Source organism: Rhizobium beringeri, assembly GCF_004306515.1.
In the GTDB taxonomy this organism is placed as follows: Bacteria; Pseudomonadota; Alphaproteobacteria; order Rhizobiales; family Rhizobiaceae; genus Rhizobium; species Rhizobium beringeri.
Genome location: NZ_SILG01000001.1, coordinates 1,943,352 through 1,956,244, shown reverse-complemented (window position 1 = coordinate 1,956,244; position 12,893 = coordinate 1,943,352). Strand labels below are relative to the sequence as shown.

At 59.4% G+C, this 12,893-nt stretch carries 14 protein-coding genes and 1 tRNA gene; 6 read left to right on the top strand and 9 right to left on the bottom strand.

What is annotated here, in order from left to right; genetic code table 11:
* Position 1 precedes the first annotated feature (1 nt).
* The gene (trpD, locus tag ELH03_RS09950; RefSeq protein WP_128405231.1) at positions 2 to 1,018 is read right to left on the bottom strand and encodes an anthranilate phosphoribosyltransferase; all 1,017 of its coding nucleotides are present in this window, start codon (positions 1,016 to 1,018) and stop codon (positions 2 to 4) included.
* 8 nt (positions 1,019 to 1,026) lie between these two features.
* Positions 1,027 to 2,919: a peptidylprolyl isomerase gene (locus ELH03_RS09945; RefSeq protein ID WP_130766263.1), complete on the bottom strand. Its 1,893-nt coding sequence runs from the start codon at positions 2,917 to 2,919 to the stop codon at positions 1,027 to 1,029.
* 219 nt (positions 2,920 to 3,138) lie between these two features.
* Here ELH03_RS09945 and ELH03_RS09940 point away from each other — a divergent pair, with 219 nt between their 5' ends.
* On the top strand, positions 3,139 to 3,420 hold the full coding sequence (locus ELH03_RS09940) for a hypothetical protein (RefSeq protein ID WP_026188395.1): 282 nt from the start codon (positions 3,139 to 3,141) through the stop codon (positions 3,418 to 3,420).
* Between the two features lie 100 nt (positions 3,421 to 3,520).
* Here the strand turns inward: ELH03_RS09940 and ELH03_RS09935 are convergent, their stop codons facing one another.
* Together ELH03_RS09935 and ELH03_RS37360 are read right to left on the bottom strand one after the other, a co-directional pair.
* Positions 3,521 to 3,775 carry a GlsB/YeaQ/YmgE family stress response membrane protein gene (locus tag ELH03_RS09935; RefSeq protein WP_018242084.1) on the bottom strand — a complete coding sequence of 85 codons (255 nt, stop codon included), beginning with the start codon at positions 3,773 to 3,775 and terminating at the stop codon, positions 3,521 to 3,523.
* A gap of 570 nt (positions 3,776 to 4,345) precedes the next feature.
* Positions 4,346 to 4,537 (bottom strand): hypothetical protein, encoded by a 192-nt coding sequence (locus ELH03_RS37360; protein WP_165430517.1) that lies wholly within the window; start codon positions 4,535 to 4,537, stop codon positions 4,346 to 4,348.
* A 148-nt stretch (positions 4,538 to 4,685) separates the two neighbouring features.
* On the opposite strand from ELH03_RS37360, the gene ELH03_RS09925 reads away from it, so the two are divergent.
* The 3 genes from ELH03_RS09925 (at position 4,686) to ELH03_RS09915 (ending at position 7,163) form a co-directional block, all read left to right on the top strand.
* Complete coding sequence (locus tag ELH03_RS09925; protein WP_018445292.1) at positions 4,686 to 4,841, top strand: hypothetical protein; 156 nt, start codon at positions 4,686 to 4,688, stop codon at positions 4,839 to 4,841.
* Positions 4,842 to 5,356: 515 nt separating this feature from the next.
* Positions 5,357 to 6,277, top strand: a complete 921-nt coding sequence (locus ELH03_RS09920) for a transglutaminase family protein (RefSeq protein ID WP_128405233.1) — start codon at positions 5,357 to 5,359, stop codon at positions 6,275 to 6,277.
* Positions 6,278 to 6,335: 58 nt separating this feature from the next.
* Positions 6,336 to 7,163, top strand: a complete 828-nt coding sequence (locus ELH03_RS09915) for a transglutaminase-like domain-containing protein (RefSeq protein WP_128405234.1) — start codon at positions 6,336 to 6,338, stop codon at positions 7,161 to 7,163.
* A gap of 18 nt (positions 7,164 to 7,181) precedes the next feature.
* Here the strand turns inward: ELH03_RS09915 and ELH03_RS09910 are convergent, their stop codons facing one another.
* From ELH03_RS09910 to ELH03_RS09900, 3 genes are all read right to left on the bottom strand, one after another.
* A complete protein-coding gene (locus ELH03_RS09910) occupies positions 7,182 to 7,403 on the bottom strand; it encodes an alkylphosphonate utilization protein (RefSeq protein ID WP_128405235.1) in 222 nt (73 codons plus the stop codon).
* A gap of 665 nt (positions 7,404 to 8,068) precedes the next feature.
* Complete coding sequence (locus tag ELH03_RS09905; RefSeq protein WP_128405236.1) at positions 8,069 to 8,794, bottom strand: 3-keto-5-aminohexanoate cleavage protein; 726 nt, start codon at positions 8,792 to 8,794, stop codon at positions 8,069 to 8,071.
* A 927-nt stretch (positions 8,795 to 9,721) separates the two neighbouring features.
* A tRNA-Ser gene (locus ELH03_RS09900) sits at positions 9,722 to 9,811 on the bottom strand.
* A 291-nt stretch (positions 9,812 to 10,102) separates the two neighbouring features.
* Here ELH03_RS09900 and ELH03_RS09895 point away from each other — a divergent pair.
* Positions 10,103 to 10,429 carry a GYD domain-containing protein gene (locus ELH03_RS09895; RefSeq protein WP_164902201.1) on the top strand — a complete coding sequence of 109 codons (327 nt, stop codon included), beginning with the start codon at positions 10,103 to 10,105 and terminating at the stop codon, positions 10,427 to 10,429.
* 93 nt (positions 10,430 to 10,522) lie between these two features.
* Here the strand turns inward: ELH03_RS09895 and ELH03_RS09890 are convergent, their stop codons facing one another.
* Positions 10,523 to 10,726: a hypothetical protein gene (locus tag ELH03_RS09890; RefSeq protein WP_028733723.1), complete on the bottom strand. Its 204-nt coding sequence runs from the start codon at positions 10,724 to 10,726 to the stop codon at positions 10,523 to 10,525.
* 116 nt (positions 10,727 to 10,842) lie between these two features.
* On the bottom strand, positions 10,843 to 11,352 hold the full coding sequence (locus ELH03_RS09885) for a hypothetical protein (RefSeq protein ID WP_128410047.1): 510 nt from the start codon (positions 11,350 to 11,352) through the stop codon (positions 10,843 to 10,845).
* A 395-nt stretch (positions 11,353 to 11,747) separates the two neighbouring features.
* Between ELH03_RS09885 and ELH03_RS09880 the strand changes: the two genes are divergently transcribed.
* Positions 11,748 to 12,842 carry a septal ring lytic transglycosylase RlpA family protein gene (locus ELH03_RS09880; protein WP_130766262.1) on the top strand — a complete coding sequence of 365 codons (1,095 nt, stop codon included), beginning with the start codon at positions 11,748 to 11,750 and terminating at the stop codon, positions 12,840 to 12,842.
* Positions 12,843 to 12,893 lie beyond the last annotated feature (51 nt).

The following is a 12,893-nucleotide window of genomic DNA, read 5'->3' as shown; positions in this document are numbered from 1 at the left end:
CCTAGTCGATATCGTTGGAAACGGCGATGAGTTTGTCGAGAGCGAGCGCAGTAGAGCCGCTATCCAGCGACTGCGTGGCCAGCGTCATGCCGTCGCGGATGGTTGCGACCTTGCCCGCGATGACAAGCGAGGCGGCGGCATTGGCGAGCGAGACATCGCGATAGGCGTTCTTGGCGCCGCCGAGCACCTCGCGAAGGGCCGCGGCGTTGGCGACACCATCACCGCCCTTGATGTCGGCGAGCACGCAAGGGCTGACGCCGAAATCGGCGGGCGAGAGCTCGAAGTTGCGGATCTTGCCGTCTTCGAGCGCCGCAACTTGTGTAATGCCTGTCGTGGTGATCTCGTCGAGGCCGTCGCCATGGACCACCCAGACGCATTCGGAGCCGAGATCGCGCATGACTTCGGCAAGCGGCACCAGCCATTGCGGCGAGAAGACGCCGAGCAGCTGGCGACGGACGCCGGCCGGATTGGAGAGCGGGCCGAGCAGGTTGAAGATCGTGCGCGTGCCGAGTTCGACCCGGGAGGGGCCAACATGACGCATGGCGGAATGATGCATCTGCGCGAACATGAAGCCGACGCCGGCTTCTGCGATGCAGCGGGAGATGATCTCGGGACCGACGTCGAGCTTGACGCCGAGTGCCGCCAGATTGTCGGCCGCGCCCGATTTCGAACTCAGCGCCCGGTTGCCGTGTTTGGCGACGGGAACACCGGCGCCGGCGACGATCAGCGCCGCCAGCGTCGAGATATTGTAGGTGCCGCTGGCATCGCCGCCGGTGCCGACGATGTCGATCGCATCGGCCGGAGCCTCGACGGTCAGCATTTTCGAGCGCATCGCGGTGACGGCGCCGACGATCTCATCGACGGTTTCGCCGCGCACGCGCAACGCCATCAGGAAGCCGCCGATCTGCGAGGGAGTCGCCTGGCCCGACATCAGGATGTCGAAGGCGGCTCGAGCCTCCTCACGCGTCAGCGGCTCGCGGCTTGCGGCCTTGGCCAGGAACGGCTTCAGATCGGTCATAAAGCCTCCTAGCGGACCGTCGCCTGTTCGGCGAGGGTCTGGTTGATCTGCGCGCCATACTGCGTCTGCAGCAGGTTGACCATCTGATCGAGAATATCATCGCCGGCGGCATTCGCCATGGCGGTGATCTGGGCATCGCGGTTGTTCAGCACATCGCCGGTCGGCTGGGTGTTGACCTCGGTGACCTTCAGCAGGATCTGCGTCGAGGGATCGGCGCCGACAGCACTTGCGACCGTGTCGACGGGGCCGGAGAAGGCGGCGGTAATGCCGGCCCGGCCGAGGACCGCATCATCGGTGGAGCGGGTGACGCCGCTCTTGCTCTCGACGGCGATGCCGAGCGGTGTTGCGATATCGGCAAGTGCCGTGCCCTTGGCCGCTTCGGCCTTCAATTCACCGGCCTTCTTGGCGAGTTCGGCCTTCTGCTGCTCCGCCGTCCAGTCTTCGACGGCCTTTTCGTGCACCTCGGCCACCGGGCGCTCGCGATCCGGCGTGATTTCGCGGACGTTGAACCAGACATAGCCGTCGTTGCCGATCGGCAGCGGCGGCGCATCGACGCCGACCTCGGTCTTGAAGGCTTCGCCGAGCAGCTGCTGCTTGGCGGGGAGATCCTTGACCTCCTTGCCGTCCTTGTCGGCGCCGGTCATATCGACGGCGTCGACAGCCACGGCGGTGAGCTTCAGCTGGCCGGCAATGTCCTCGAGCGTGGAACCGCCCGCGCGCAGATCCTCGATGCGATCGTGAACGTTGATCACTTCCTGAGAGGCGTTGGAGAGCGCCAGCTGCTTGCGGATATCCTCCTTCACCTCGTCGAAATTCTTCGTCGTTTCCGGCTTGATGTTGGTGACGCGCAGGATGACGGGGCCGAAGGAGCCATCGACGACAGGCGTCGTGCCGCCATCGCGCGAAACCGCAAAGGCCGCATCGGCAACGGCCTGGTCGGGAACCTTGTCCTTGGTGAACTCGCCGAGCAGCACGTCGCTTGCCGTCTTGCCCTGGTCGGAAACCAGCTGGTCGAAGCTGGTGCCGCCCTTCAGCGCAGTTTCGGCGGCGGCGGCGAGATCCTTGCTGGTGAAGGTCAGCTGTTCGATGGTGCGGCTTTCCGGCGTGCGATAGGTATCCTTGCTCTTGTCGAACGTTTCGTGGATCTGGTCGTCGGTGACGGTCGCCGCATCGGCGATATCGGCGGGCTGCAGCTTGAGATAAACGAGCTTGCGGTATTCCGGCGCCCGATAGCGCTGCTTGACGCCATCAAACCATGTCGCCAGCACGTCGTCGGCAGGCGCCTTGATCGGCTCGATATTGGCGTTGGTCAGCAGCAGGTAGTCGATACTGCGGCTTTCATCGCCATAGAGCTTCAGGGCATCGACCAGCGTCTTCGGGGCCGTGAAACCGTTGGAGATGGCATCGACCACTTGGCTGCGGACAGCGACCTTGCTGCGCTCCTTGATGTAATCGTCCTGGCGGATGCCGGCATTGCGAAGACGCGAGACAAAAAGCTCGCGGTCGAACTGGCCGTTGACCGCCTTGAAAGCCGGATCGTCGGCGATCAGCTGGGCGAGGCGATCCTGCGACAGGCCGAGGTTCATGTCTTCGGCGAGCTGGTCGAGCGAGGCGCCGGCGACGAGCTGGGCGAGCACCTGCTGCTCGATGCCGAAGGCGCGGGCCTGCTCGGGGGTGAGGCGCGTGCCGAACTGCTGGCTGACGCTTGCCACCTGGCGTTGATAGGCGAGGTGGAATTCGTTGACGTCCACATGCTGATCGCCGACGGTCACGACCGTGGTGCTGTTGCTGCCCGTGATCAGCGACCGGGAGACGCCCCAGATGCCGAAGGACGCGACCAGCAGAAGCATCAGCAGCTTGGCGACCCAGGTCTGAGCGGCCCTTCTCAGGATATGGAACATAGAAACGCAAACCTCGCAGTATCATTGACCCGCGCGCGGGCAGACATTCGACGTTCCTTAAAACAAACCCGACAGGAAATGAAGGGTTTGTGACGCGAAAAGCTGCGCGGACCGACGTCAGCGCGGCAGCAGCTTTGCGGCGAACAAAAGATCGGCTCCGGCGGAACCTTTTTGGCCGCCATCTCGTTGAAGCGGCATCCCATGAAACAGGAGCAGACCATGGCAGAATTGAAAACCGCTTCCGCCGAATCCACCGCTGCGCGCGTCAAGGCTGACATAGCAGCAGACGATCTGTCGGCGCAGGTCGCAGCCCTTCGCAACGATCTCTCCCGGCTGACGGAAAGCGTGGTGGCGCTGGGACAGGGGGCAAAGTCGGCGGTAACCGACGAGGCTTCGCTGATGACGGAGCAGCTGCGCGACAAGGTACGCGAAGAACCGCTCATGGCACTCGCGGTGACGGCAGGCATTGCCTACGTGTTCGGCCTGCTCAGCCGCCGTTGAACGGGAATATAGGGTGAAGAAAAGCCGGACGTCATGAACGCCCGGCTTTCAATATTTCTGAGGACAGCAAAAGCTACCGAGGCCAGCTATCGCGACCGGTTCAGCGGCGGATGACGCGCCCGATCGCGATCAGGATGCAGGCACCGACGAAACCGGTGATCAGATAACCCAGCCAACCGGCGAGCGGCTGGATGTGCAACAGACCCAGGATCCAGTTGGCGACAATGGCGCCAATGATGCCGAGCAATATGTTCATGAGCAGGCTCATGCTGCTGCGCATGGCCTTTTCCGCCAGCCATCCGGCGACACCGCCGATAATGATGGCTGCAATCCAACCCACGCCTGCGTCTTCCATGGTTATCTCCCTCCTGGCAAAACGAGTCACAGAATGCACGAAACGAAAGGAAGTTCCACTCCCAGTTACTGAGATTGCTTGCGGGTTCAGCAACTTATGTGACTCACGGCTGCAGCAAGGTGACCGGAGAGTTCAGCGCGTGTGCGGCAATCTGGAATAGGAGGCCGGCAATGGCGAGCATTGCGAATCCGAAAGGCATGATCAGGCTTTTGCTAAACATCTTTCCTCTCCCCTTTTGCGTAAAGCATAAGCGGAAGCGGACGGAGCGCAACTATATTGTTAATAGATAGTTAAGCCTGGCAATTAATTAAAATTCAGTACATTTTGCTTTGTCATAATACTTTCTGATGTCGAAACTCTTCTTCTGCACCCTTCCCGTGTTTGCTGACGGATCTTCTGCAATCTATGCTCTCCAGGCCTTCGGTCTATGCCGCCTCATCAGCGCCGACTGCAGACGCGGCAGCACTCCGTGCTGCCATCTCTCCGGATCGCAAACAGGCGGGCCGCAGCATGAGGCGGCGCTGGTCAAGTGATCGAGCGCCTCAAGGCCAATCCGCCGCCGGCTGGCAGTCAGGTCCGGTGGACGATCAACATGAAGAAGAGGAAGGATGCTGTTGCGACCGTCGCGGCGAAGGCAATCTGGTAGTCCATGTCGTTAACCCCGGTTGGATAGCTCCCGTTAACGCCGATCCACGTCATGGAGTTCCATACCGCCAGTTCGCGCTTATCCCCGCGGATTGATTTTGGCGAGGAGTGCATCATTTTCCTAGAATAGGATGATTTTAGGCCCAGTCGGCCTAAAATCTGAATCCTGTCCTAAATTAAGAGTTAGAGCATGATGTCGTCCGAAAACCGCTCACACTTTTCGGCATCATGCTCTGAATCGCCATTCAATCGGGGAAAACACTTGATGCCAAAAGCTGCAATCGCCATCGCCTGCATCTGCCTGCTGACACTTTCCGGCTGCGGCAATACCGCATACGGGCTGAAGAAGGATGGACAGGAAGCGAGCCACGCCATGGACAACGCGACCCATCGGGTGCTTTCCGCCGGCGCCAAGAAGTGACGCAGGCGACGGAATAAAAAAGCCCGCCTGGGGTGAGGCGGGCTTAGAATAACAGGGAGAATGGACGGATAGACTCCGTCTCAGCTAATAAAGCACTTTCTTAAGCGTGTGGCTTTACGTCATTCGACGTAACCGCGACCGGCAGCGATCCGATGCGATCCATGGTTCTGAAACGAATCAGAGATATCCGGATCGAATCAATGATAGGGATCAGGTCAGAAGTTGCCCCAGTTCTGAGCACGGGCACGGGCGCGAATAATCCGGTATTCGCGACCGCCATAAAGCGAGCCGATTGTCAGTAGAAGCGTCAGAACGTCCCAGATGATATGCATGTTATCCTCTTAGGTTGGACGGTCCCGCCGTCGATCGGTTGAAGATACAATAGCAATCTTTCGAATGTGCTTATATGACAAGAAATCGGGATAAGCGGGAAAGCGGGCAGGGCGCTTCCGCAGAGGAGAGGCGGCATCGCCGTCTTGGAGCAGCAAAGTGAACAGATTACCGGGCGGCGGCTCATGACGATTTTCTCCGTCCGCCACATCACGTCCTATCGTTACGTTAGGGAGGTCGAATTCGGCGAGCATCGCTTGATGTTCCGACCGCGCGACAGTTTCGACCAGCGGCTGATCGAAGCGTCGTTGACGATCTATCCTGAGGAAAGTCATGTGCGCTGGATCCACGATGTTTTCGGCAATTGCGTGGCGCTTGTCGATATTTCGAGGCCGGCGTCCGAGCTTCGTTTCGAAACCTGGATCACGCTCGATCATACGCCGCAGGTCGCCCTGGATCTTAAGGTCGACGACGAAGCCCTGACCTATCCATTCTCCTATGACAAGGATGAGATTGCCGATTTGACGCCGGCGATGCAGCGCCATTATCCCGATCCGAACGACGAGGTCGGACGCTGGGCGCGCCAGTTCGTGCGCCTTGGGCGTCCGACGGAGACCGGCCACCTGCTGATGACGCTCTGTTACGCCATTCGGGAAAGCTTCGTGTATGCGCGGCGCCAGGAACATGGGACGCAGACGCCGGTGCAGACCTTGCAGCTTCGTTCCGGCACCTGCCGGGATTTTGCGCTGCTGATGATGGAGGCGGCACGCATCCTCGGTCTCGCGGCGCGGTTCGTCACGGGTTATGTCTATGTTCCCGACCGGGACGGCTCCACCGTGCTCGGCGGCGGTTCGACGCATGCATGGTGCCAGATCTATCTTCCCGGCGCCGGCTGGACCGAGTTCGATCCGACCAACGGCATCGTCGGTAACCGCGATCTCATTCGTGTCGCCGTTGCCCGCGATCCGCGCCAGGCAGTCCCGTTGAGCGGCAGTTATGACGGGGATGGGAAGGATTTCGACAGCATGACGGTGCAGGTGAACGTCACCACGAGGCAATCTGGCCAGCCACGCGATGACAGTCCCGATCTTGCGGGAACCGGGTAGCGCGATCAGCGTTCTCCACTCACCGCTGCCAAAGCGGAGACGCGACAAGGAAGCCACAATGAAGATACGCGCCGGGTTTCATCTGGGCTACGAATGCATGCAGCCAACGCCGATGCTGCTCGTCCTCAACATCCACCCCTCCCGTCGTGCCGATCTTCTCAGCGATCAGATCCTGACATTCGACCAGCCCATCGAGGCCTGGAGCTATACTGATGTGTTCGGCAATGCCTGCAGCCGGATCGTCGCCCCGCCGGGCCTGACGACGATCTCGACGGAATTCGAGATCTACGACAGCGGCCAGCCCGACATGGTTCCCGATGATGCCGTCCAGCACGCGATCAATGACCTGCCAGACGATGTGCTGGTCTTCCTGCTTGGCAGCCGCTATTGCGACACCGACAGGCTTGCCGATTTCGCCTGGGCGACGTTCTCATCGACGCCGCTCGGCTGGGCGCGCGTCCAGGCGATCTGCGATTTCGTCCATGACCACATCACCTTCGATTACCTGAAGGCCGACGTCCTCAGGACCGCGCATGGCGGCTTCACGGACAAGGCGGGCGTCTGCCGCGACTTTGCCCATCTCGCCATCGCGCTTTGCCGATGCATGAATATCCCAGCCAGATATTGCACGGGCTATCTCGGCGATATCGGCGTTCCGATCGACCCCAATCCGATGGATTTCAGCGCCTGGTTCGAGGTCTTTCTCGGCGGCCACTGGCATACGGTCGACGCCCGCCACAACACGCCGCGGATCGGTAGAATACTAATGGGGACCGGCCGCGACGCCACCGACGTCGCTATGTCGACGGCCTTTGGCCCGGCAACGCTTTCCCGTTTCCAGGTGATCACCGAAGAAGTTCCGCAGGAGACACTCAAGGACGACTGATGGTGGGCGAGGGAGATCCTATGCCTTCTTCAAAAACTCTGTTTTCAGTACCAGACCTTTGACCTGCTTGGTGTTGCACTCGATCTCACCAGGATTATCGGTCAGGCGAATGCCCTTGACCAGGGTTCCGCGTTTCAGCGTCTCCGAAGTTCCCTTGACCTTGAGGTCCTTGATCAGCGTCACGGAATCGCCATCGAGAAGCTGAGTTCCGTTGCTGTCCTTCACAATGATGTCGGCCATAATGTCCCCGCAGTAATTCAAAGTGGTACGGCGTCCTTTGCCCGTCCGAAAAGACGCGCGGCGCTGTGATCCCGGACGGGAAATCATGTTGGCATGGGATAGTCAATGCGAAGGGGCCGGCTAGGCTGATCTTCAGCCCCACGCGACCCTTCTTCAATCAACTCACGCGCAGGTATCCCGAACGCCAGCGATCCCTTACCGGCGACGCCCAGCGGGGGGATAAATGAGCCGGCGCTCATCCGCCACAGCGAAGCTCAGACCAAGGTCCGACCTGTCCCGGACTTCATGCCCATACCAAAGCTTCGGCCGCTGCCATAGATTTTGCGCCTGGCAGAGTTTTGCGGAGTTTTTGCTGTGACTAAGATTATCGTCGCGGGGATGATACTGGCACCGCTTATCTTCTGGGGTTCTGTCGGCGTCCTGATATACGCTTATTTTTCGTGAATATTTTTCCTCGGTCGAAATACTGAATGATCATTCGCATCGGCGGGTGCGGCATCACGGAATTAGGATAATCGAACCGCGCGTTCGGCTGAGGACATCAGGCGCGCTGAATTCCGAAAACCGGAAAGCTTCTATTCCGGTTGTCATGGTTCTAGTTCGCGAGCAACGATCAGTCGGCCGGGATCAAGTGGATCGACGACGGCGAAAATTCGACAGTGGGATCACTTCGATTGGCCGCGGAAGATTGCAACGGCCGCAACGACCAATGCAGCGTTGTCACGCGCAATCGTTCCATCCGGGAGGTGCTTGCCATCTTCAAGGCCGATGCGGGTGGAATAGTGCCGCTCACGCGCCGATCTGACGAAGGGCCAGACAGTCCCGTCGAAACCGTGCAGAAGGATCGGCCGATTGACGCGGCTGCGCTCGAGCACCTCGATGATGCCATCCCTGATATCACATGCGCGCTGTAGATCCTGTTCGTCATCGAGCTCGATCAACAGTCGAAAGACCCGCTCATGATCTTCGAGGCTGGTGTAGCGCTCCGCATCGGCGACCGATGCCAGCCCGACTTCAATCCCGACGCCCTTCTGCCGGAGCAACTGGATGACACCAGGCGCATCGTCTTCCGACAGGTTCACCGACGCATAATCCGGCAGAACGCGCCAGCAGCGGATGGCTTCCCGCGTTTTCTCCCGATCGCCTTCGATCCAGGCGCCTGTGGACACGCCGACCAGTGTCCCCGGACAGACATGGCGGATTGCGCCAACCGTGTCGTCGACAGCGGCAAGGCTCTCCTTGCCATCGGCTCCGCGCGGATGAATGTGGAGCTCCGCGGCACCCGCGGCGACCGAAGCGGCGGCATCGCGCACCATGGCATCGATCGTCAGCGGAATGAGCGGATGGAAATCGCTCGGCCGTGCGCCGTTGATGCAAGCTTGAACGATCATAAAGGAGCCTCGCGCTTGTTGGGCCGCTTAAGACACTGGGTATACCAAAATCTGGAAAATTCGAAGAACCTTGGGGGGCGCCGCTATCACGGCTGTTTCCCTTGCTGCTGCAGCCCCAGTGATATCAAATCAGCCGGGATAGGCGACTGCTGCTTCTGGTCCAGGGTGGAGCTGCGCGAACGCCGAGAGCCTAAAGCGGCTCAATTGGAGGGTTGAAGCAAACCTAACTCGGAGTGACTTCAGCCCTGCAAGGTTGCCGTGTCATGTCAGGACGTCTTTGCGACGCCGGCTCAGAGGACGGCCACGTGATCTCGTGGCAGCGACGTGACGTCAATCTGCCGCCCGACCCCATTCTTAAGTTAATGGCAGTCGCGTCCTGCCGCAGCCTGTACATCATCTCATTGTCGACGCAAAGGAGCAGGCGTGAGGCTCAACGATTACTTTAGAGAAAGCCAACCTCTGACCAGCTGCGCTGCCAGGAGATTAAGGTGTCGGGCCAGGATGGGATTATCGGCAGTGGCCACAGAACGGGATAAAAAGAAAGGTCGGGCGAATGCTCGCGCCGACCTTCTTTGATTGCATCAGCACGGTGCCAGTACATCCGTGGTCACCAGCAAAAGCCATCTGATAGATTGAATTTATGCGCCTCGTGAATTTTCGCAAGGATTAGGGAGGTGCTGATTTAGGGCTAGGTGAGGGAGGCGCAATAACCACGGTACGACGAGAAGTACGACACGCGCTCTGAGGGCGCTAGTTGCTTGGCCGATCCATCCAGTCGATCATCGGGGCGACCGCAAAACGGAAGCCCTACCATAGCGCGCCGCCGGCCTCACCAGCTGGCGGTTTTTCATACGAGGATCAGAGTTATGATAAGCGTAGAACTGCCCGGGCAGAAAGCGGAAATTATCCAACAAAATCAATATAAAATGGCGGAAGAGGTGGGATTCGAACCCACGGTACGGTTTCCCGCACGCCGGTTTTCAAGACCGGTTCCTTAAACCACTCGGACACTCTTCCATCTGATTGAAAGGTTGAGACATCAACATTCTGTTGATTTCTGCCAACCGGCGTTTGCTGCCGATTTGCTACCCAATCACTCGATGGCTGGCTTTTTAGCAGCTTTGATAGCAGCGTCAACTTGCTCTGCAGCATTTGCCGGTATCTTCGCCGATCGCAGTTCCGGCGCATAAATCTTTGCCTCTTTGCGAAACGAAACAGGCAGAGGGGCCTTGTTCCGCACATTGGAAATGACTCGCGTTCGCCCTGGCTTGAGCGTTTACTGTGTTGTGTTGGCGGAGGAAACAAACCATGGCCATGTATCTCACGCGCTTTAGCTACACGCCCGAGACGTGGGCGCGAATGATCGAAAAGCCCGAGGATCGCCGAGAGGCGGCACGCAGTTACATTGAATCCGTGGGCGGAAAGCTCCACGGGTTCTGGTACGCCTTCGGCGAGCATGATGGTTGGAATCTGTGGGAGGCGCCTGATAACGTATCGATGGCGGCAGTCGCGCTTGCTATCGGTGCAGGAGGCGCGCTCAGCTCCATGGAGACCACTGTCCTGCTTAGCGTCGAGGATACGATCGAAGCCTTGGAAAAGGCGAAGTCGATTCGGTATCGCCCACCGGCAGCGTAGGTGGCAGTCCACTGATCTGGGAGATGAGCGTTTCGCGCGTATCACGTTCCCCGGCGCAAGCTCTCCGTGAATTGCACCGGAGACATGAGAGGTCTAGCCCCCGTCGGATCCAAGGCCCTTCGGACCGTTGAGCTGGTTCATATCCTCGCAGAGAGATCGAACCGCCTCCATCGTCACGGCGAGTGCCGACATCAGGATTGCGATGTCGTTGTCTTTATCTGGCTGGGAAAGCGCGAGAGATCGGGCATGCAACTGTTGGCTGACCGTGTCGAGCTGCGTCAGGGTCTCATCGTTCATGGTGATCCTCCAAAGGTCTAAACCTTCAAAGCCTGAGGCGGCCATTTCGTTCCCATGCAGCCGAGAAGAGCCAAATACGCGATCCGCGTTGCATCACATCCAGTCGGCTAGGTGACCTACCCATTCGGCTTGCGTAGGGGTGGAAGCCGCAGGTAGGGATTTTGGGGATCGTAGGATCCCTTCGGTTCACCCTTGCCGGCCCTTACCAGATTGGGCACCAGCTTTCCCTCAGGTCCGAAAATATAGTCGATGCCGGCGCAGAGATGGGCAAGGGAGCGGTAGTTGAAATATTTGAACCAGTCGTTGGCGAGGAAGGCGGCTTCGTCCCACGCTTTTCCGCGGATGCGGTCATATCCTGCCCGCTGCAGATAGGCTTCGCCTGTCCTCCTATCGATGGCGGCGCCGAGGCATAGGTTGCCGGCGATCAGCGACAGGCGGAGCACCTTGAGGGTTTCGGCATCCTTGTTCGATAGAGGCTTCAGGGCCTCGGCGAGATAGAAATTCGTCTGGGGATCATTGGTCATCGTCTTGCGCCAATAGGCTGGAATTTCCTCCGCAGCGGCGGCGACGGTCGATGAGGCTGATATCACCACCAGCAAGATCAAGCTTTTGAAAATTCGACCCATTCTTATGCCCCCAACCCGCGATGAGAGTGCATAGCGTCATATCGCCGGGATAGGCAAGGTAGTGCCGCGCCGCTGCTCGTGAAATACCCGCAGACCGTGTTTCAATATGGAGCTTTTGGGGCGTCCGGAAGCGTCCGGATGTTCACCATATGCCCCGCATCGGCACGTTGATTTCGGGCGTCATTGCGGCGATGGAAGGGCAGACGGGAGGGCTCGCGTTAGTGATTTATAAACCATAATTATTAGAATTGTCGCTATCGCCGCGAAATCGTTCGTAAAATTGCCACGAACTTAACAAGATTAAAGCCTCGTTAGGCGGGCGGGAATAAGGCGGTATTGCCCCAGGATGGGGCAGGCTTCCTTAACCATAACGATCTTTGAGCGGCGTGGGGCACATGAAACTGGAATACGGGGCGGCGTCTTTCGCAACGACAGCACGGTGGCTGGCGATCTCGGCGATGTGTGCAACGGTTGCGGCCTGCGGCACGACACAGGCAGTGCCGAAGAAAAAATCCCACGGCAAAGAATATTTCTCCGAATCCGAATATGGCGTGAAGGCCAGCCCCCGGGTCGCCACCGGCAACAATATCCCCAAGGGCGGCGGCCGCTACATCGTCGGCAACCCCTACGAGGTGAAGGGCAGGTGGTATTACCCGAAGGAAGACTTCGCCTATAACAAGGTCGGCGTCGCCTCCTGGTATGGTTCGGCCTTTCACGGGCGCCTGACGGCGAACGGCGAAGTCTACGATCAGATGCATCTTTCCGCCGCGCATCCGACCTTCCCGCTGCCGAGCTATGCGCGGGTCACCAATCTCGAAAGTGGTTCCTCCGTCATCGTGCGCGTCAACGATCGCGGCCCCTATCACGAAGGCCGCATCATCGACCTTTCCAACAAGACTGCTGACATGCTCGACCTGCAGCACAGCGGCACCGGCAAGGTGCGCGTGCAGTATGTCGGCCGCGCCCGCATGGACGGCCACGACATGCCCTATCTGATGGCCTCCTATTCGCCGAAGGGCAGCCGCATTCCCGGCGTCAATCCGGAAGGGCAGATTGCAACCGGCGTGATGGTCGCCTCCAACAGCCGCAAGATCACCCGAGACCAGCTGCAGAGTTCGGAAGACTACGAGACGCCGTCCAACGTGCCGGTGCCGATGTCGGCAACCTCCTATGCCGGCTCGACGCCGAGCGCACGTTACAACGCAGCACCCGCTCCCGCACCGGCTGCCCATGTTCTGGTCGCGCCATCAGCGCCGTCCTTCAACAATGGCGCGCAGGCCATGGACCAGATGATCGTGCTGCCGGAGATCGGTCCGATGCCCTATGAGCGGCCTCAGAATTCGCTGGCGCTCGGCTACCAGAACGAAGAGGTGAAGACGGTGACCGTCGATCTCGCCTTCGATGCGGTGATGGTGCGCAATGACGGGCTGACGCAGGATTCGATCCTTGCCGCGGCCAAGCGTCATCAGGCCAAATCCGCCGCGCGCTGAGCATGGCATTGCATCGGATTCCCCCTCGCTCTAACCTCCCAACATACGCCG